At 47.3% G+C, this 19,651-nt stretch carries 20 protein-coding genes; 11 read left to right on the forward strand and 9 right to left on the reverse strand.

Going from position 1 to position 19,651, the window contains the following annotated elements; translation table 11 throughout:
* Positions 1 to 73: 73 nt before the first annotated feature.
* On the reverse strand, positions 74 to 1,477 hold the full coding sequence (locus ACXN9U_RS16650; protein WP_489201931.1) for a sugar porter family MFS transporter: 1,404 nt from the start codon (positions 1,475 to 1,477) through the stop codon (positions 74 to 76).
* A gap of 279 nt (positions 1,478 to 1,756) precedes the next feature.
* Between ACXN9U_RS16650 and ACXN9U_RS16655 the strand changes: the two genes are divergently transcribed.
* The 3 genes from ACXN9U_RS16655 to ACXN9U_RS16665 all read left to right on the forward strand — a co-directional run bounded on the left by ACXN9U_RS16655 (position 1,757) and on the right by ACXN9U_RS16665 (position 4,597).
* Positions 1,757 to 2,743, forward strand: a complete 987-nt coding sequence (locus ACXN9U_RS16655; protein WP_045926551.1) for an LCP family protein — start codon at positions 1,757 to 1,759, stop codon at positions 2,741 to 2,743.
* A gap of 155 nt (positions 2,744 to 2,898) precedes the next feature.
* Positions 2,899 to 3,756: a Cof-type HAD-IIB family hydrolase gene (locus ACXN9U_RS16660; RefSeq protein WP_264819252.1), complete on the forward strand. Its 858-nt coding sequence runs from the start codon at positions 2,899 to 2,901 to the stop codon at positions 3,754 to 3,756.
* A gap of 115 nt (positions 3,757 to 3,871) precedes the next feature.
* On the forward strand, positions 3,872 to 4,597 hold the full coding sequence (locus tag ACXN9U_RS16665; RefSeq protein WP_489201932.1) for a sunset domain-containing protein: 726 nt from the start codon (positions 3,872 to 3,874) through the stop codon (positions 4,595 to 4,597).
* Positions 4,598 to 4,635: 38 nt separating this feature from the next.
* Here the strand turns inward: ACXN9U_RS16665 and ACXN9U_RS16670 are convergent, their stop codons facing one another.
* From ACXN9U_RS16670 to pgsB, 5 genes are all read right to left on the reverse strand, one after another.
* Positions 4,636 to 5,871 (reverse strand): C40 family peptidase, encoded by a 1,236-nt coding sequence (locus ACXN9U_RS16670; RefSeq protein WP_060964115.1) that lies wholly within the window; start codon positions 5,869 to 5,871, stop codon positions 4,636 to 4,638.
* Between the two features lie 147 nt (positions 5,872 to 6,018).
* Positions 6,019 to 6,180 (reverse strand): extrachromosomal elements maintenance protein EdmS, encoded by a 162-nt coding sequence (gene edmS, locus ACXN9U_RS16675; protein ID WP_003151344.1) that lies wholly within the window; start codon positions 6,178 to 6,180, stop codon positions 6,019 to 6,021.
* Positions 6,167 to 7,336, reverse strand: coding sequence for a CapA family protein (locus tag ACXN9U_RS16680; RefSeq protein WP_060964114.1), 1,170 nt, complete (start codon positions 7,334 to 7,336; stop codon positions 6,167 to 6,169). The genes edmS and ACXN9U_RS16680 overlap by 14 nt, the downstream gene beginning before the upstream one ends.
* A gap of 18 nt (positions 7,337 to 7,354) precedes the next feature.
* Entirely contained in the window at positions 7,355 to 7,804 is a 450-nt protein-coding gene (gene pgsC / locus ACXN9U_RS16685; protein WP_003151340.1) for a poly-gamma-glutamate biosynthesis protein PgsC, read from the reverse strand.
* Between the two features lie 14 nt (positions 7,805 to 7,818).
* The gene (gene pgsB, locus ACXN9U_RS16690; protein WP_016937732.1) at positions 7,819 to 9,000 is read right to left on the reverse strand and encodes a poly-gamma-glutamate synthase PgsB; all 1,182 of its coding nucleotides are present in this window, start codon (positions 8,998 to 9,000) and stop codon (positions 7,819 to 7,821) included.
* A gap of 695 nt (positions 9,001 to 9,695) precedes the next feature.
* Here pgsB and ACXN9U_RS16695 point away from each other — a divergent pair.
* From ACXN9U_RS16695 to ACXN9U_RS16730, 8 genes are all read left to right on the forward strand, one after another.
* Positions 9,696 to 9,866 (forward strand): hypothetical protein, encoded by a 171-nt coding sequence (locus ACXN9U_RS16695; protein ID WP_489201933.1) that lies wholly within the window; start codon positions 9,696 to 9,698, stop codon positions 9,864 to 9,866.
* A 165-nt stretch (positions 9,867 to 10,031) separates the two neighbouring features.
* The gene (locus tag ACXN9U_RS16700; protein WP_101605361.1) at positions 10,032 to 11,018 is read left to right on the forward strand and encodes a LacI family DNA-binding transcriptional regulator; all 987 of its coding nucleotides are present in this window, start codon (positions 10,032 to 10,034) and stop codon (positions 11,016 to 11,018) included.
* Positions 11,015 to 11,896, forward strand: coding sequence for a ribokinase (gene rbsK, locus ACXN9U_RS16705; protein ID WP_060964110.1), 882 nt, complete (start codon positions 11,015 to 11,017; stop codon positions 11,894 to 11,896). Before ACXN9U_RS16700 ends, rbsK begins: the two co-directional genes overlap by 4 nt.
* Positions 11,893 to 12,288 carry a D-ribose pyranase gene (gene rbsD, locus ACXN9U_RS16710; protein ID WP_489201934.1) on the forward strand — a complete coding sequence of 132 codons (396 nt, stop codon included), beginning with the start codon at positions 11,893 to 11,895 and terminating at the stop codon, positions 12,286 to 12,288. Before rbsK ends, rbsD begins: the two co-directional genes overlap by 4 nt.
* A 16-nt stretch (positions 12,289 to 12,304) precedes the next feature.
* Positions 12,305 to 13,798 (forward strand): sugar ABC transporter ATP-binding protein, encoded by a 1,494-nt coding sequence (locus ACXN9U_RS16715; protein ID WP_060964108.1) that lies wholly within the window; start codon positions 12,305 to 12,307, stop codon positions 13,796 to 13,798.
* Between the two features lie 4 nt (positions 13,799 to 13,802).
* Positions 13,803 to 14,759: a ribose ABC transporter permease RbsC gene (gene rbsC / locus ACXN9U_RS16720; protein ID WP_420913149.1), complete on the forward strand. Its 957-nt coding sequence runs from the start codon at positions 13,803 to 13,805 to the stop codon at positions 14,757 to 14,759.
* A gap of 13 nt (positions 14,760 to 14,772) precedes the next feature.
* Positions 14,773 to 15,690 (forward strand): ribose ABC transporter substrate-binding protein RbsB, encoded by a 918-nt coding sequence (gene rbsB / locus ACXN9U_RS16725; RefSeq protein WP_060964106.1) that lies wholly within the window; start codon positions 14,773 to 14,775, stop codon positions 15,688 to 15,690.
* A gap of 60 nt (positions 15,691 to 15,750) precedes the next feature.
* A complete protein-coding gene (locus ACXN9U_RS16730) occupies positions 15,751 to 16,284 on the forward strand; it encodes an SH3 domain-containing protein (protein ID WP_060964105.1) in 534 nt (177 codons plus the stop codon).
* A gap of 137 nt (positions 16,285 to 16,421) precedes the next feature.
* Here ACXN9U_RS16730 and ACXN9U_RS16735 read toward each other — a convergent pair whose 3' ends face one another.
* From ACXN9U_RS16735 to alsS, 3 genes are all read right to left on the reverse strand, one after another.
* A complete protein-coding gene (locus tag ACXN9U_RS16735; protein WP_489201935.1) occupies positions 16,422 to 16,946 on the reverse strand; it encodes an NAD(P)H-dependent oxidoreductase in 525 nt (174 codons plus the stop codon).
* A 101-nt stretch (positions 16,947 to 17,047) separates the two neighbouring features.
* On the reverse strand, positions 17,048 to 17,815 hold the full coding sequence (budA, locus tag ACXN9U_RS16740; RefSeq protein ID WP_016937721.1) for an acetolactate decarboxylase: 768 nt from the start codon (positions 17,813 to 17,815) through the stop codon (positions 17,048 to 17,050).
* 58 nt (positions 17,816 to 17,873) lie between these two features.
* Positions 17,874 to 19,586, reverse strand: a complete 1,713-nt coding sequence (gene alsS, locus ACXN9U_RS16745) for an acetolactate synthase AlsS (protein ID WP_060964103.1) — start codon at positions 19,584 to 19,586, stop codon at positions 17,874 to 17,876.
* Positions 19,587 to 19,651 lie beyond the last annotated feature (65 nt).

A 19,651-nucleotide genomic window follows, 5' to 3' on the forward strand; every position in this document is an offset into this window, starting at 1 on the left:
TGTCATTTATGTGACCGGGCGCGGGGCGCAGTTTTAAGGGGCCGGTGTATAACCGCCCCCTCTCACACTGGAATTAAGGATGAACTGTCTGCCGATTGGATTCTGATTCCGAGTCTCCGTTACGGCTTCGCAAATCCTGTTCGATTTCTTCAAGGCTTTTCCCCTTCGTCTCGGTCACTTTAAACCAAACGAACAGGAATGCCATTATCCCGATCGCGGCATAAATGATAAATAGATAGCTGATGCCGACGGCCTCCATTAATATCGGATAGGTTAATGAAACAAGCAATGTTCCGGCATGCAGCATCAAAGTCGAGACACCCGTGCCGATACCGCGTACATGGAGCGGGAATAATTCCGGCAGCATAACCCACACGACAGGCCCCCAGCTGATCGCAAACACGATGATAAACAGACCTAAACAAATGACCGTCGTCCATGATGCGGCTGCTGAATGTTCAAAGAAGAGATTGACCGCGGCCAATACGAGCAGACTGATGACCATGCCCGCATTTCCGGCCAAAAGCAGCGGCTTCCGACCGATCTTATCAATGACTTTGATAGCCGCAAGCGTCATGATGACATTGACGGCGCCGATTCCGACGGTTCCCAGAATAGACGCGGAATTGCCGAACCCGACACTGGTAAATGTTTTCGGGGCATAATAAATAATGGTATTTGTCCCGATGAATTGCTGTAAAAAGGCTAGCCCGAGGCCGGCAATCAGCGCGGGCCTCACCCACGGCTCAAACAATTCTTTCAAACCGCCTTCGTTTTCCTTTTCCGCTTCTTTCATCTGGTCAATCTCGCCATCAATATTCTTCGTTCCCCGCAATGACGAAAGAATTTCTCTTGCTTTATCTTCTTTGCCGATTGTAAACAGCCAGCGCGGGCTTTCCGGCATGAATAATATTCCGATCAGCAGAATGACTGACGGCACAACCGCAAGACCAAGCATCCAGCGCCAAGCGCCTGCATCGGCAAATATATAATTCACGATATACGAAACGAGGATTCCGACCGAAATCATCAGCTGGTTCAGTGAAGAAAGCGCCCCCCGTTTATGTTTCGGAGCCAGCTCCGATAAATAGAGCGGAACGATCGTTGTAGATGTTCCGACAGCCAGTCCGAGAATGATCCGGAATAGAACCATCACCTGTGTATTCGGGGCAAAAGCGACCCCTAGCCCGCCAATACAAAACAGCAGCGCCGCTCCCATGATGGCTTTCCGCCTGCCGAACCGGTCGGTCAGCTTGCCGGCGAATCCCGAACCGAGAATCGCCCCTGCCAATAACGAACTGACGACGAGGCCTTCCGTAAAGGCGTTCAGCCCCAGCTCTTTTTTCATAAATAAAATAGCCCCGGAAATGACTCCGGTATCATATCCGTATAAAGCGCCGCCGAGAGCGCCGAAAAAATAGAGCCATTTATTCGAGTGTATGCTTTTCATGTTATATACAGACTCCCTTTCATCCAACGCTTTATCCGCGCGGAGTTGTTCTACTGCTTCTTTTGCCTGATTCCGATCGTTTCAAACCTTCCGACGGTTAACATCCATTATTTTACTGATTATTTTTTACAACCCGACGAAACATTTTCCGGTTCCTGCCGTCCAATATAATGTGAACCTGATGTAAAAATAACAGTAGATGTTGTCGAAATAGAGAGAAAGATTTGGAATTTTCTCATTTACAGATTTGCTCCAAGCCAACAATTATGGTACGCTTCACAAAGAATAGAAACGAGAGGTAATGATATGGAAGAACGATCTCAACGCAGAAAAAAGAAAAAACGCCTCAGAAAATGGGTGAAATTCGTACTGGTTTTTGCCGCTTTCTTATTGGTGATCGCCGGTTCCGTCGGCGCCTACGCATTTGTGAAACTGAACAATGCGACCAAGGAAGCGCACGTCAGTCTTGACCGCGGCGACCAGTCCGTGAAACGGATTAAAGAATTTGATCCGAAGAAGGATTCTTTCACCGTATTGCTTTTAGGAATTGACGCCCGTGACAATAAGGGCGAATCAGTGGATGACGCAAGAAGTGACGCCAACGTGCTCGTCACCTTCAACCGGAAAAAGAAAACAGCGACGATGCTCAGCATTCCGCGGGATTCCTATGTCAACATCCCGGGTCACGGCTATGACAAATTCGCGCACGCACATGCTTACGGCGGTTATAATTTAACTTATAAAACAGTAGAAAACATGCTTGATATTCCGGTAGATTATGTGGTTGAGAGCAACTTCGACGCGTTCCGCGATGTCGTCAATGAATTGAACGGCGTGACGGTAAATGTAAAAAGCCAGAAAATTGCCGATCGTATTAAAGTCGATACAAAAGGAAAAGTCGTGCTGAAGCCGGGCGTCCAGACGCTTGACGGTGAGCAGGCACTGGCTTATGTAAGAACACGTAAAGCGGACACCGATCTGATGCGCGGACAAAGACAGATGGAAGTGCTGAGCGCCATTATTAAAAAGTCTAAATCGTTAAGCTCGATCCCTTCTTATGACGATATCGTCGACAGCTTAGGGAAAAACTTAAAAATGAACTTATCTCTGAATGACGCCATCGGCCTGTTCCCGTTTATCACATCGCTGAAATCAGTGAATTCTTTACAGCTGACGGGTTCTGACAGCTATATTTACACTCCTCAATACGGCAAAAATATTTATTATTTCAAACTGAATGAGGAGAACCTTCAAGAAGTGAAAACGAAATTAAAAAAGGATTTAAACGAGTAAGATGTCACGGCGGGGTTTCAGAATCCCCGCCGTTTTTCTGTTGAAAAATAGGGCATGAAGGTATAGCCTTTTAATTGACGGCTTTCTGCTGATTTCGCAAAAAGCTGAACATACTACAGGAAGCAGCTTTATTTTTAAGGAGGGCATCCATACATATGAAATTGATAGCCATTGACTTAGACGGCACATTACTGAACTCGGACAGTGTGATTTCTCCGGAAAACAGAGCGGCTTTACAAAGAGCGGATGAAGCGGGCGTTCTTGTGGCCATCTGCACGGGCAGAGCCACTTTTGATGTAAAATCACTCCTGGAAGATTTGGATATTCCGATCATTGCGGCAAACGGCGGGACGGTTCACGACAAAGGATACCGGCTCGTCAGCCGGCTCTTAATGGATCAGCAGGCCGGTAAGGATATCGCCGCTTATTTAACGGGAAAAGACATTTACTTCGAGGTTTATACAGATCATCACCTGCTGTCCCCGTTTGACGGCGAGTCCAAATTGCAGGCAGAACTGGACATTCTGAAAAGCGCCAACCCGGAGGAAGATATTCAGACATTATGGGAGGGCGCAAAGACGCAGTTCAAACAATTCGGCATCAAACCCGTGCAGGATATACAGGCGATTTTTAACGGAGACGAACATATTTACAAGCTTCTTTGTTTCTCTTTTGATATGGAAAAACTGAAAAACGCCAAAGAAGAAATTACACACCATCCGAAATTATCCCAGACTTCTTCCGGAAAACACATCATCGAAATCCTCCCTGCCGGTTCCGGTAAAGGACGGGCCCTGACGGAGCTTGCCTCACTGTACGGAATTGAAAAACAGGATATTTACGCTATCGGCGACAGCCCGAATGATTTCTCCATGTTTGAAGCAGCCGGAAACCGCATTGCCATGGGCAACGCGATTGATGAACTGAAGGAAAAAAGCACGTATATTACAAAAAGCAACGATGAAAACGGCGTTGCCCATTTCATCAACCGGCTTCTCGACAACGAACAATAAAAAATCCGTCCGTCAAAAGCCAGGTCTTTCACGACCTGGCTTTTTCATGTTTTTCAAAAAAGGAATTTCCAAAATTGAAAATAAATTGTAAAATAAAGAAAAAAGGAGCGTTATTATGTCGAATGCAATCGCTATTATTGGATTTTTGGCTTTTTTCTTCGCACTTGGATACGGAATATTCCATCTCATATGCAAAGCAGCAAAAAAAGAAAAACGTTTTTCAAAAAAGCTGTTTTGGCCCCTTCTTGTCGGCGGGCTGATCTTGCTCCTGACAGGCGCCTCCCTCACAGAGCCGGACGCCGCGGCTGCAAAGGCAGAGCAGAAATACAGCACCCTTGATACGGCCTATCAAAAATTAACGAAGGACCACCAGGCGCTTGAGAAAAAATATGAAAGCATCAGTGCCGCGGCTGAAAAAGAGAAATCCGAAGCCGAAGCAGGCAATGAGAAAAAACTCAGCGAACTCAGCCAAGAAATAAACGAGCTGAAAAAAACAAATAAATCACTCAAACAAGACAACGAGAAATTAAAAAATTCACAAAAGAAACTCGAAAAGACCGCTAAAACGCTTCAATCAGAAAATAAAACATTAAAGCGGCAAAAAGAAGAAACAAAAACATCCGAGCACACGGAAACGGCGCAAAATACCGCCCCTTCCTCCGGCGGACATGCCGGGACGAAAGCAGCCGACACCTCACAGGGATGCGACATTAAAGGCAGCCGAAACGGCATTTATCACACGCCGGGAAGTACATACTACGATCGGACGACAGATCCAGTGGAAATGTTCTGTTCTGTAGAAGAAGCGGAAGCGGCCGGATTCAGAGCCCCGAAACGGTAAAAGAAAAAGACGTCAGAGAGTGTCTCTGACGTCTTTTTTTATGGGAGCCGGATGCTGCCAGCATATTTGTCCTTCCAATAAGCGCTTGTATTCATATTTGTTATGGTTACGCCTGCGGACACAGTGACATGAATCACTTGTCCGTTCCCGATGTAAATGGCCGGATTCAGGCTTTCCGCTTTAAAGAAGACCAGATCGCCGGGCTTCAGATCCTGTTTATCGACCGGAGCGCCCGCCTGCATCTGCTTGTCCGCGTAACGCGGCAGGCTGATTCCTTTCGCTTTTTGATAGACGTATTGAACAAATCCGGCGGTATCAAAGCCGGTTTCCGGTGAAACGCCGCCTTTCAGATAAGAAATTCCGATATGATCAGCCGCTGTTGACACAACGGGATTATCTTTAGAAATAGTCAGGTTGCTGAATCGGCGTACTCCTGTAAAATGCTTTTTCCAATAATCTTCCGCCAAATAAGAAATGGTGACTTTTTCGGAGCGGCTCGCTTGGATGAATCTTCCTTCTCCCGCATAAATGCCCGCATGGGAAATTCCTTTTTTATACGTGTCGCTGAAATAAATCACGTCCCCGGGCTTTATGTCGCTCAATTTGATTTTCTCACCGACCAGCCACTGTTGCTCCGCAGATCTCGGCAGGTAAATGTGAAGCTTGTTTTCGAAAACATATTGGACAAGCCCTGAACAGTCGAAACCCGTTTCAGGCGTGCTTCCGCCGAATACATACGAAATGTCGAGATAACGGGCCGCCTCCTGAACGATCGGATTATCAGCCAGCTCCGGATCTTTTTTAATCCGTCTCGCGCCAAGATATAAATTCATCCAATAACTGCTTTTTTGAAAGCGCGTGATCGTCACACCTTCTGACGGAGAACTGTGTATCATCTCTCCGTTTCCGATATAAAGACCATCTTGGACGGGCGTGTTTTTTGTTGAATCCGACTTTTTGAAAAAAACAATATCTCCCGGTAAAAGGTCATTGTCTTTGACGGCAGCTCCGACTTTCCATTGATCACTGACCGTTCTCGGCAGATGGATGTTCTGTCTGCTGAAAAGATAATGGATCAATCCGGACGGATCAAAACCGTCCTCAGGCTCTTCGCCTCCGTAAACATATTTATTTCCGACAAGTTTTTGTGCGTCTGAAACAATCAGGACAGAAACTTGAGAATCCGCTTCAGCAATCTCCGTTCTCGTTACTGCAGGTGCCACAAGACAAATCATAAGGCCGGCAAGGATGTACTTCCTCCAGCTTGTGAGCATGTTTTTTGTTCACTCTCCTTATTTTTAGTAGTTTTTACATCGGTAACTTTTAACAAATGTTTAGAGAGCATAAAAAAAGAATGCCCGATATGGGCATTCTTTACTGGATTCGGTGCAAACAATATGCCGGCAAGCGGAATCATGCGCTTATTTTGCGCCCGCTGTGTCCTCTTGCTGAATTTTTTGCATTTCCGTGTCAATTTTTTGTTTTTCCTGATCTGTGAGCTGATCATTGTATTTAAAAGCTGACATAAACATAAATACCATAATGATCGCGGCAAACGGCCATCCGGCTTTAATGATTTTCATTTGTTTTTCCCTCCGCTTTCTTTTTTAAGATATTGCTGTGGTCCACATCAAACGTTAACTTTCCGTCCTTGACGCTCCACTTGAAATTCGATTCTTTCGTCAGTTCGCGTATGATTGTTTTATGATTGATGCTGCCTTTTTTAACCGGCGCAGGCGTCGCTTCATGAATGTTCATCGGCGTGACTTCAAAGCGTCCCGTGCCGTTTTTCTGCAAATGATATTGTACAAGCGCCGTGTCTCTCGTTCTTGTCCATCCCTGGTCAAATACGAAGTTGCCCAGGCTGTAGAAAATAACGGTGCCGTGGTACATTTCGATCGGTTCAAGCACGTGCGGATGGTGTCCGACGATGATATCCGCTCCTGCATCCGACATTGCTCTTGCCAACTGGCGCTGTCTGTCATTCGGATCATTATCATATTCCTGTCCCCAGTGTGTTTGAACAATGACAAGATCGGCTTTCTTTTTGGCTTTGGAAATCATCGGAATGAACAGCTCAGGATCGGCCGGAAGCACACCCGGCGCATTTCGTTTAGCTGCAAAGCCTTTTCCGGAAACATCGGTGAATCCCAGTGTTGCAATTTTGATTCCGTTTACATCTTGATATGAAATGTTTTGCTCGGCCTCTTTAAGCGTCAGGCCCGCACCGACAAGTTCAAGGTTCTGCTTAGAAAATTCTTCAACAGTATCCCGCATTCCTTGAGGGCCGTAATCCATCGCATGGTTGTTGGCTGCCGTCAGAACGGTGAAATTCGTGTCCTTCAATACTTTTACGGCATCTTTGTCTGACTGAAGGTGAATATTTTTGTCTGCTTCTTTGTAGTTCTTTTTATATGTAACCGGGTTTTCAAAGTTTCCCGACACATAGTCAGATGCTTCAAAAAATGGCTTTGCGTAGCGGAAGACGCTTTCCGTTCCGTTATGCTTTGTCACTTTCTCCACATTCCGGCCCATCATAATATCTCCGACGAACGAGGCTGATACAAGGTCATCGGCATTTCTTTTCACACTCGGCGTCTCCGCCTTCCCTGTCAGAATGCAGATGAACATCAGGCAAAAGACGATCGGCAGTGCGATAAAAACGTGAAGATTGGTTTTCTTTTTCTGCTGTTTGGTCAGCTTCAGCAGTTTCTCTTGAAAGCTTAATTGTTTTTTCATCGTTTGACACACCTTACATTAGATTAAGTAGTAAGCAAACATAATGGCAAAAGTTGCGCCGCTTAAAAACAGCGTGCTGGCAAATGTAATCGTTAATCCCTGTTTCTGAATGGTATTGGCGATCAGACCCGGTACAATGATACCGATTCCGCGGAATTCTGATATCTCAAACGGTACGATCGGGTAGAGAAAATCCAGAGCGATTTTTAAGCAGATTCCCGTAATCAGCATAGCTGCGAATTTTCTGCGTCCGTATAAAATCATAAATCTTGATAAACCGTATTTGACGATCACGTATGTAAGAAGACTCACTAACAATACGAGTAAAATAAAGACCGGCTGGTTAAAAACGAGCCCTAAATAACCCGGTACGACTAACCCGGCAGGTACGATACCTGTTTTTTCCGCAAAAATTAAACTGATTAACACGCCTAAAATAAGTGAGATATATAAATCTGATCCGAACATTTATCCTTTTCCTCCTAGCTAACGAGCTGTTTCACCTTATACTCTTGGATTTTTTCAATTAATGGTTCCGCTGAACCGTGGATGTTGCCGACGCCATATATGACACGGTTTTGCATTCTTGTTTTCAGCACGTCCATGATTTCGTCTGTTGATTTATATTCGAGATCGTGCAGGGTATCGGCAGGAATCTTGCCTTCTTCATAAGCTTTGACGATCGGTTCTGTCGTCTCGCCGATGAGAATGAGTTCCTTCGTTTTAATGTACGGAAGCACGTCATTGGCAAACTGAATCGTTCTGTCCACGCGGTCGGCGCGGCAGTTCATGATGACGATCGGTTCATCTGTCGGATAGCCGATTTCCTTTACACGTTTCCATATATTCAAAGTAGAAGATGCATCATTTGCGGCAAAGCCATTTACGAAATGACCGGGCTCTTTTGTGCTGAGCAGCGGCAGAATTCTCATGGCGCCTGGATCAGGCGGCGCATTCAGCATGCCTTTAAACGCCGTTTCTTCATCTATACCAAGAGCCTGGGCAACGCCGAGCGCAAGTGAAGCGTTATCAGGAAAGACCATATATTCGAATTTCCGCAGGTATTCATCAGTAATTTTAGAGTTATCCGCAATAATGACTTCAGTATTTCGCTCTGCGGCTTTTTCTTTAAAGAAATCTGTGTATTCACTGTCTGTAATCACAAGATGGCCGTTATAAGGAATCGTCGCGGTAAAAGCTTCAGCGATTTCATCAAGCGTCGGCCCCATAACGTCCATATGGTCTTCAAGCACATTCACGATGACGCCGATGTTGGCTTGAAGGAGCTCTTCCTGAAAGATAATCTGATAATCCGGGTTTACCGCCATACATTCACTGACAATGGCATTGGCGCCCCGTTCAACGGTTTCCTTCATTACTTCTTTTTGCTCGCCGATATTCGGGCCCTGCGGTTTCCGTTTGATCGGTTTCTCCTCAGGTGTATCCCAATAGATCATCCTTGCATCTGTTCCCGTCGTTTTTCCGACTGTTTTGTAGCCCGCCTCCATCAGTATTCCGGTTGTCAGCCTCGTTACGGTTGACTTTCCGCGGATACCATTAATATTGACGCGTACTGGCAGAGCATCGATATTCTTCTGATGCCGCCTTTTTTCAATGATTCCGATGATTAGTACGGCAGCACAGGCTATAATGAGTAACCACATTGATTTTTGACATCTCCTTCTGTATTGATAAATTCATTCATCAGTATATAGCTTCACTATGAATTCTCAATCGGCATTATGTAACATAATCTTTCCGCTTTCACTGAGCCAAACTTCTCTATTAGTGACGCTATTCTTCCTATTATCGAATTGCTTTTTCTGGGAATCGGCAGGACTTAGAACTTACTTCGATTTTTTTTAGAAAAAATGAATGCGTTTACATTTTCCTTCGTCTATTTATTTGGACTAATAGAACTATTCACGTTCTGTAAGAAAAAGATGCAATCATAATCCATCTTATCCAGCCTTTTATACCAGTGTTTTCCGCACTGCGCATACGTTCTCGGACTCTTTGTCCGCTGGATGCAGACTTCCTGTTTTGTTAAGAATAAGGTCTTAAAGTCATTCATTTTTCCCCTGTATTCTGCTGTCAGTCCCATTCCAAAATAACTATCGGGATGTCTTGTACATGACAGAAACAGACGGGTCCGGAGTGTTTACAAGAAATATACATTTTATATGCGGAAAGCCTATCTGCTTTCGTACCGTTTACAGGCCATTTCTCACTCTTTTGAAATAATTTTAATAAATCTTTAATTCGTTCAAGAAAAGTTCATCCATAATTGTGAAGTTCATGGAAAAACAGCAAGCAGCATCACGAAATTCCTCTAATTTATAAAATGCATAAAAAAGGAATGGATACTGATCCCCGCCGGCATCTGAAAGTGAAAATTCGTTTAAAGCTGAATGCATGTGTCTTGGAATATCCGAAAGACAAGCTGAATTCCTATGCGGCTATCGCCAAAATGAACAAACAAGCCTCAGTCAATCTGAACGAGCGGAGCAAGCATCTCAATTGGGCGTGAGATCTATCCTTCCATAGAGATTGTCCCTGATATCAAAGTGAACATCTCTCAAATCAGTACCGTGAATGAATAGAGGCTCCGGCCTCTTTTTTTTTGTTGCCAAGCGAAAATATTCGTGATACTCTTTTTATGTAAACGGTTACATAAATAGAGGAGGAGTGTTTGTTGGCAACGATTAAAGATGTCGCAGGCGCTGCCGGCGTCTCTGTTGCCACGGTCTCGCGTGTCCTCAATGACAACGGCTACGTGCATGAAGATACAAGAACGAAGGTCATGCTTGCCATGGAGAAGCTGAATTATTATCCGAATGAAGTTGCCCGTTCTCTTTATAAAAGAGAATCCAGACTGGTCGGACTTTTGCTTCCGGATATTACGAATCCCTTTTTCCCGCAGCTTGCCCGCGGCGCTGAAGACGAATTGCAGCGGGAGGGGTACCGGCTGATGATCGGCAACAGCGATGAGGAATTGGAAAAAGAGCTCGACTATCTGCAGACATTTAAACAAAATCAAGTTGCCGGAATTTTGGCGGCCACCAATTACCCCGATCTTCCCGAATACAGCGGGAGCCTTTACCCGGTCGTATTTCTGGACCGGGCAAAAGAAGGCGCTCCTTCCGTATTCAGTGACGGCCGGGCAGGCGGAAAACGGGCGGCTGAGGAAATGCTCCGCGGCAAAAGCACAAGCATCACGCTCGTCAAAGGCCCCGGCCGCCTTCCGACCGCTCAGGAACGTTTTAACGGCGCACGTGACGTGCTGCAAAAAGCGGGCGCGCAGTTCAATGTCATCTCCGCCGCTTCATTTTCCATCAAGGATGCCGCCATTTTAGCGGAAGAATTGTTTGCCGCATTCCCGGAAACTGACGGCGTCATTGCCAGCAACGATATTGCGGCGGCGGCCGTCCTTCATGAGGCGCTGCGGCTCGGTAAAAAAGTTCCCGAGGAGATTCAGATTATCGGATACGACGATATTCCGCATAGCAGTCTCTTGTTCCCGCCTCTTTCAACCATCCGCCAGCCTGCATATGAGATGGGAAAACGAGCGGCAAGCCTGCTGCTGCAATTAATAAAGAAAGAGCCGCCAAAAGAGACGTCCATTCAAATGCCAGTCACATACATGGAAAGACAAACGACGAGAAAGGATGAGTACAAGTGAGTGAAATTTGTGTTATCGGAAGCTGTTCTATGGATCTTGTCGTCACATCCGAACGGCGTCCGAAAGCGGGAGAAACCGTACTGGGCGCAGACTTTCAAACCGTGCCCGGGGGAAAAGGCGCAAATCAGGCCGTAGCCGCTTCCCGCCTGGGAGCTGACGTATATATGGTAGGGAAAGTAGGCAGTGACAGCTACGGAAAAGCGATTATTGAAAACCTGCAGGCAAACGGTGTCAATACGGACTATATGGAAACGGTTACACACCAAAAAAGCGGAACGGCTCATATTGTGCTCGCAGAAGGAGATAACAGCATCGTCGTCGTAAAAGGCGCAAACGATGACATCTCCCCCGCTGATGCCAAAAGCGCGCTCGCGAAACTTCCCGGCATTGATATCGTGCTGATCCAGCAGGAGATCCCCGAAGAAACCGTTGAAGAAGTGTGCAGCTACTGCCGCGAGCATCAAATTCCGGTGATCCTTAATCCAGCGCCGGCCCGTCCGCTGAAACAATCAACGATTGAGGATGCCGCTTATCTTACGCCGAACGAACATGAAGCATCCATTTTATTTCCTGGCCGGACGAAAGAAGAAGCGCTAGCCCGATATCCCGGCAAACTGTTCATTACCGAAGGGAAACAAGGCGTGCGGTATGCTGACGGCACTGCAGAGAGACTCGTTCCCGCCTTCCCTGCGGAAGCGGTCGACACGACGGGAGCCGGTGATACTTTTAACGCGGCACTTGCCGTCGCACTTGCGGAAGGACAGGACATCGAACAAGCGCTTCTGTTTGCCAACCGCGCAGCCTCCCTATCCGTGCAGCATTTCGGCGCCCAGGGCGGTATGCCGGACAGAAAAGCAGTCGAGGAGTTGCTGTCATGAAGAAACACGGAATGTTAAACAGCCACATTGACAAAGTATTAGCCGATCTCGGGCATACAGACCTCATCGCGATCGCCGATGCGGGTCTCCCCGTCCCAGACGGTGTCCCTAAAATTGATTTGTCCTTAACGGCGGGCGTTCCCGCCTTTCGGGACGTGACCAGCCTGGTGGCCGGGGAGATGGAAGTCGAAAAGGTGATAGCCGCCTCCGAAATCAAAGACGCCAATCCTGAGAATGCAAGTTTTCTAGAAAGCTATTTCTCAGAGCGGACAATCGAGTACATGCCCCACGAAGAATTCAAGCGGCTCACACAGAAAGCAAAAGCCGTCATCCGTACGGGTGAAATGACACCATACGCCAACTGCATCCTGCAGACGGGAGTGATTTTCTAGAAGGAAGGGATCCAGCATGCACATCAGCATGACAGACATTCATAAAGCATTCGGGAAAAATCAAGTGCTCTCCGGCGTCTCATTTGAGCTTCTGCCGGGAGAAATCCACGCTTTAATGGGAGAAAACGGAGCGGGCAAATCGACGTTAATGAACCTGCTCACCGGGCTGCACCGCCTCGATAAGGGAAACATTACGATAAACGGAACAAATATGACCTTCTCCAATCCAAAAGAAGCCGAAAAGCACGGAATCGCCTTTATCCATCAGGAGCTGAATATATGGCCGGACATGACGGTGCTTGAAAACCTCTTTATCGGCAAAGAGCTGACGACGGCATTCGGTGTTTTGGAAACGAAGAAAATGAAAGCGCTAGCAAAATCACAACTTGAAAAACTGGGAGTCTCTCTGCCTCTTGACCGGGAAGCCGGACAATGTTCCGTCGGCCAGCAGCAGATGATTGAGATTGCTAAAGCGCTGATGACAAACGCCGAAGTCATCATTATGGACGAACCGACCGCGGCGCTGACCGAACGGGAAATCAGCAAGCTGTTTGACGTAATGACGGCGTTAAAGCAAGACGGCGTTTCAATCGTCTATATATCGCACCGAATGGAAGAGATATTTTCAATTTGCGACCGGATCACCATTATGCGGGACGGTCTCACTGTCGATACGGCGCATTTGAAAGATACTAATTTTGATGAAGTGGTCAAAAAAATGGTCGGCCGGGAGCTGACTGATCGGTATCCGACACGCACGCCGTCACTCGGCGATAAGGTGCTCGAAGTGAAAAACGCCTCAAAAAAAGGAAGCTTTTCACAGGTCAGTTTCCATGTGCGCGCCGGAGAAATCCTTGGTGTTTCCGGCTTAATGGGTGCCGGACGGACAGAAATCATGAGAGCGCTGTTTGGAATTGACCGGCTCGATTCCGGAGAGATCTGGATTTCCGGCCGAAAAATCGGCATTCGGGGTCCGGCTGATGCCATCCGCAAGGGACTCGGCCTGATTACAGAAAACCGGAAAGATGAAGGACTGCTTCTGGATACGTCCATTCGTGAAAACATCTCATTGCCGAACCTGACCAGTTTTTCTCCGAAAGGCATCATTGACCGAAAACGCGAGGCGGAGTTCGTCGAGCTGCTGATCAAGCGGCTGACCATTAAGACCGCGTCTCCGGAAACCGCCGCGCGGCATCTATCCGGAGGAAATCAGCAGAAAGTCGTCATCGCCAAATGGATCGGAATCGGGCCAAAAGTTCTCATCCTTGATGAACCGACAAGGGGCGTCGACGTAGGCGCGAAAAGGGAGATCTATTCATTAATGAATGAGCTGACCGACCGCGGAGTCGCCATCATCATGGTTTCTTCCGAGCTGCCGGAAATTCTCGGCATGAGTGACAGAATTATCGTCGTCCATGAAGGACGCACCAATGGAGAAATCAATGCGGCCGGCGCAACACAAGAACACATCATGACACTTGCCACGGGAGGGCAGCAGAATGAAAACTGAACCAATGACTTCAATTGAACAAAAGCGTTTTTCCATTCATACCTTTACGCAAAAACTCGGTCCGTTTCTCGGCTTACTGATTCTTGTGCTGATCGTTTCCGTTTTAAACCCGAGTTTTCTTGAACCCCTCAATATTCTGAACCTTCTTCGGCAGGTTGCGATTAACGCGCTGATCGCTTTCGGAATGACGTTTGTCATTTTAACGGGAGGCATTGATCTCTCTGTCGGAGCCATCCTCGCCTTATCGAGCGCAATGATCGCCGGTATGATGGTATCAGGCATCGACCCGATCTTAGCCGTTATCATCGGCTGCGTGATCGGCGCCGTACTCGGCATGATAAACGGTTTATTAATCACAAAAGGAAAAATGGCTCCGTTTATCGCCACTTTGGCGACAATGACGGTCTTTCGCGGACTGACCCTCGTCTATACGGACGGAAATCCGATTACGGGACTCGGTACAAATGACGCGTTTCAATTATTCGGGCGCGGTTATTTTCTCGGCATCCCCGTACCCGCCATTACCATGCTGATTGCATTCGCGGCCCTATGGGTTCTTCTGCACAAAACACCGTTCGGCCGCCGGACATACGCCATCGGCGGCAATGAGAAAGCGGCGCTGATTTCCGGTATCAAAGTGCCCCGCATCAAGATCATGATCTATTCTCTGACAGGTTTATTATCGGCGCTGGCCGGAGCGATTCTGACATCACGCTTAAATTCCGCACAGCCGACGGCCGGGGAATCATACGAGCTGGACGCTATCGCAGCGGTCGTACTCGGCGGAACGAGCCTGTCCGGCGGACGGGGACGCATCATCGGTACGCTGATCGGGGTTTTGATTATCGGAACGCTGAACAACGGCTTGAACCTTCTCGGCGTATCGTCTTTTTATCAGCTCGTCGTCAAAGGAATCGTCATTTTAATTGCGGTGCTGCTGGACCGCAAAAAATCGGCATAGTAGGAGGATCATGATGAAGAAGGCCATCATCGCGATTGCGGCATTATCACTGTTTTTGCTGTCCGCCTGTTCACTTGAACCGCCCCAATGGGCAAAACCGTCAAACACCAAACATAAAAAAGAATTCACACTCGGACTTTCCGTCTCCACTTTGAACAACCCGTTCTTCGTTTCATTAAAAGACGGCGTGGTAAAAGAAGCCAAAAAACGGGGCATGAAGGTCATCATTGTCGATGCCCAAAATGATTCATCAAAACAGTCGAATGACGTAGAAGACCTGATCCAGCAGGGAGTCGATGCGCTGCTGATCAATCCGACCGATTCATCAGCGATTTCAACCGCCGTCGAATCTGCAAATTCCCTCAGCATTCCCGTCATTGCGCTTGATCGTTCAGCCGAACACGGCAAAGTCGAAACGCTTGTCGCTTCTGACAATGTCAAAGGAGGAGAAATGGCGGCCGGCTACCTCGCTGATCAGCTCGGAAAAGGCGCCAAAGTCGCGGAATTGCAGGGAGTTCCGGGCGCATCCGCGACCCGGGAACGCGGTACGGGCTTTCATCATATCGCCGACAAAAAGCTGAATGTCGTAACAAAGCAAGCGGCCGATTTTGACCGTACAAAAGGATTGACCGTCATGGAAAACCTGCTCCAGGGCCACCCTGACATCAAAGCCGTGTTCGCCCATAATGATGAAATGGCGCTCGGTGCGCTCGAGGCGATCAACAGCTCGGGCAAACACATTCTGGTTGTCGGTTTTGACGGAAATAAGGATGCGATTTCCTCCATTAAAAACGGGAAGCTGACAGCCACGGTCGCCCAGCAGCCGGAGCTGATCGGAAAACTGGCGGCGGAAGCGGCGGAACAAGTGCTGAAAGGAGAAAAAATCAAAAAAACCATTTCCGCCCCATTGAAACTTCAAACGCAAAAGTAACCGTCCGATGTTTAGATTTCCGGAAAAACGTGAAAAGAAGATGTAAAAGGAGAGATAGAGATGAAGAAAACAGCCAAAGCGGCATCCATCCTGACCCTTGCAGCGGGAATATCAGCGGCTTCAGCTTTCGGAATAACGCCTCTTCCCAAGACACACGCGCAAGAAGCGGGCAAGATTGACGATCTGTACAGCTATCCGCTTGACTCTTATCTCGTTTCCGCGGAAGCATTGAACGTCAGAACAAAAGCATCGGCTGTCAGCTCGAAAGCAGATGTCCTTCATTTAGGCGACAGCTTAAAAATCGTTTCATTCCAGAACGCTGACTGGGCAAAAGTTCATTATAAAAACGGAAAAACAGGATTTGTATCTACTCATTATATTGTTAAAGCAGCAACAACCGTAAAAACGACCGCAAAAACTAAAGTATATACAGAAAACCGAGCAGTCAAAGCTTCCCTTGCTAAAAATACGAGCGTTTCTTTCTTAGGATGGAAAAAAACTGCCGGCGGCGGCATTGACTTCGGCTGGGCGCTTGTCGATTACGGCGGCGCAACTGGATACATCAGCACAAAAGATCTGCAAAAACTGACATAATTTCAAAAACGGATTATGCACATTCACCGCGAAATCCGTTTTTTTCTTTCTGACAGTCAAAATTGTCGGGAATTCGAAATATTTCTCAGGAAATATTGTCACATAAAGACGAATGCATACTGCATCCGCTGATCATTTTAAAATGATTTCTTTATGTAATCCGCCAGGCTTCTCGCATTGTCACGAATATTCGCCGCACCCGCCCCATTTACACCGTACAGCGTGAAAGCCGGCAAATAGGTCATACCCGTAAAATTAGCCATTGCCTGAAACGGCCTTAAAAGCTCGCTCAATGTAAAGTGGTTGGAACCGCCTGCCTGGTATGCATCCTCGCCGGCACCTACGGAAACAGCCAGCAGTAATTCTTTGCCGTGCAGCGCCTTGCCTTTAGAGCCGTAAGCCCAGCCGTACGACAGCACATGATCCATCCATGTTTTTAAAAGCGGAGGCGCACTGTACCAGTACAGCGGAAATTGAAATACGATCCGGTCATACTGTTCACACAGCTGGCGTTCCTTTTCCGCATTGATTTTCCCGTCCGGATATTCTTTATAAAGCTCACGGACCGTAATGTCATCGTGTTTTTTTAATTCTTCTGTCCACGCCTTATTGACCACTGAGTTTTCCATGTCAGGGTGAACCGCCAATACCAAAACTTTCACAGCTACCACACCTTTCCCTTTTGACTGTATTTTACCTAATCATTTCCGATTCAGCCAAATAAAAAGAAAGCCCGGGAGAAAAACGGGCTTTCTTTTTTCATTTATTCAGGGCTTCCTTCGGTTGTTTCAATATCCTTCGCGAAATTCGGATTATCTAAATTCGCGTTGAAAAAGTCCGCCGTATTCGGAAGCTTGAGATTCATGTTCATTTTTTGAGAAATGGTCACTTTGCAATCTTTAATGATATAGTCAAACACATGTCCGCCGGAATTGCGGCCTTCATCAATGAAGTGCAGGTGATACCCGGAAACAGCGATGCCGTTTGCGTAACCCGGCGTCCAGAAGCCGGCGATCGTTCCCTGAATGTCGTCAAAGTTGAACACAGGCTGTGTTTTCACCGCTTCGATCATCGGAACGTACGGTTTCTCCTGACGTTCTACCGTTCTCGTCTGCACCTTTTTAAATACACCGTCTAAACGGATCGCATAAAATAAGTTTTTACTAGGCAGAAGGCTGGCCATTTCCTGCTCGAATTCTTCACGAGTCATTTCGCCGTCGATCGTATGCGTCATATCCGGTGTGAAAAATGTGAATGAACAGAATGGTGACAGGTCTCCGCCTTTCACAGGCGTAGCCGTTCCATCGCCGCGCAGACGGTAAAATTGTCCGTCAAATCCGATTAATTCGCCGTCCAGTTTGTTGAAAGTGCCGATTCCGAAATCACCGAACTTCGGAATGTCAGCCATATCAAAATCTCCGTCATATACTCCGTCCAGCAGAGATGTCATTGTTGATACTTGATAGATCTGATCCTCAGGTGAGCCTTTTTCTCCGCGGCTCATCACTTGGATGTCATTTGCATTTTTCATTCTCTTCACTCCTTTTAAATTAGGCTGTTTTAGAAAACAGGTCATGGTGCGCAGAGTGCTAGAGAGCTTTTGCTTTCATTCTTTCTTTGAATTGCTTCGGAAGCATGTCACTTGATAAATGAACGTTGTCACTGTAATCGACAGGAATGTCGATGATGACAGGGCCTTCTGTGTTCAAGCCTTTTTGCAGCACGTCTGCCAGCTGTTCCGGTGACTCGACACGCAAGCCGGTGGCGCCGAAGCTTTCTGCATATTTTACGATGTCAATGTTTCCGAAATCTACGCATGATGTACGGTTATATTTTTTCATTTGCTGGAATGCGACCATATCATATGTGCTGTCATTCCATACAAGGTGAACGATCGGCGCTTTTAAGCGGACTGCCGTTTCCAGTTCCATTGCGGAGAACAGGAATCCTCCGTCTCCTGAAACGGATACGACTTTTTCACCCGGATTCACCAATGTGGCGGCAATCGCCCAAGGAAGCGCTACGCCCAATGTCTGCATGCCGTTGCTGATCATCAGCTTCAACGGCTCATAAGCGCGGAAGTAGCGGGACATCCAGATCGCGTGAGAACCGATATCGCAAGTGACGGTTACGTCGTCATCAATTGCATTGCGCAGTTCTTGGACGATTTGCAGAGGATGCGCTCTGTCGGATTTATGATCGCTTGGCGCCTTCTCGCTGTCTGATAGCATTTGTTTTAATTCGCTCAGCACTTCTTGTTCACGGCTGCCCATTTCAAATGTCACAGCGTCGTGTTCAATTTGTTTAACCGTAGCGGCGATATCACCTAATAATTCTAATTCCGGCTGATACGCATGATCGATATCGGCCTGAATTTCATCAAGATGGATAATAGCACGGTCGCCGTTTACGTTCCAGAACTTCGGATCGTATTCAATCGGATCATAACCGATCGTTAATACGACATCCGCCTGTTCAAGCAGAAGATCGCCCGGCTGGTTGCGGAACAGTCCGATCCGGCCGAAATATTGGTCCTCAAGCTCTCTGGACAATGTGCCGGCCCCTTGGTACGTTTCTACGAAAGGCAGTTTTGTTTTGGCAAGCAGCTTGCGGATTTGTTTTACCGCCTCCGGTCTTCCGCCTTTCATGCCGACTAACAGAACGGGAAGTTTCGCCGTCTGGATTTTCGCGATAGCCGCGCTGACCGCTTCTTCCGGTGCAGGGCCTTGTTTCGGCGCCGGCACGCTGCGTACGTTTTTAACGTTTGTGACTTCATTCACAACATCCTGCGGAAAGCTCACAAAAGCCGCGCCTGCCTGACCTGCTGACGCTGCCCTGAAGGCGTTTGTTACCGCTTCTGGTATATTCCCTGTTTCCTGTACTTCTACACTGTATTTTGTGATCGGCTGAAATAGTGCCGCATTGTCTAATGATTGGTGTGTCCGTTTTAACCGGTCCGCGCGAATCACGTTTCCCGCCAGTGCCACTACCGGATCACCTTCTGTATTAGCCGTTAACAAGCCGGTCGCTAAGTTGGATGCCCCCGGGCCTGAAGTAACGAGACAAACGCCAGGTTTTCCTGTCAGTCTTCCGACAGCCGCTGCCATAAACGCAGCGTTCTGTTCGTGACGGCATAAAACCAGTTCAGGTCCTTTATCTTTTAACGCATCAAATACTGCATCAATTTTTGCACCCGGAATGCCAAAAACATGTGTGACACCTTGCTCCACTAAGCAATCAACAACAAGCTCCGCCCCGCGATTTTTTCCAGAGGTTTTCAGTTCATTTGTTGCTTTTGCCAACACCCTCACTCCTTATTATGCATATTAAATATAAAATTTTAAGTAATTTGTGATATTATTCACTA

It is taken from the genome of Bacillus sp. BACIII (genome assembly GCF_057836745.1).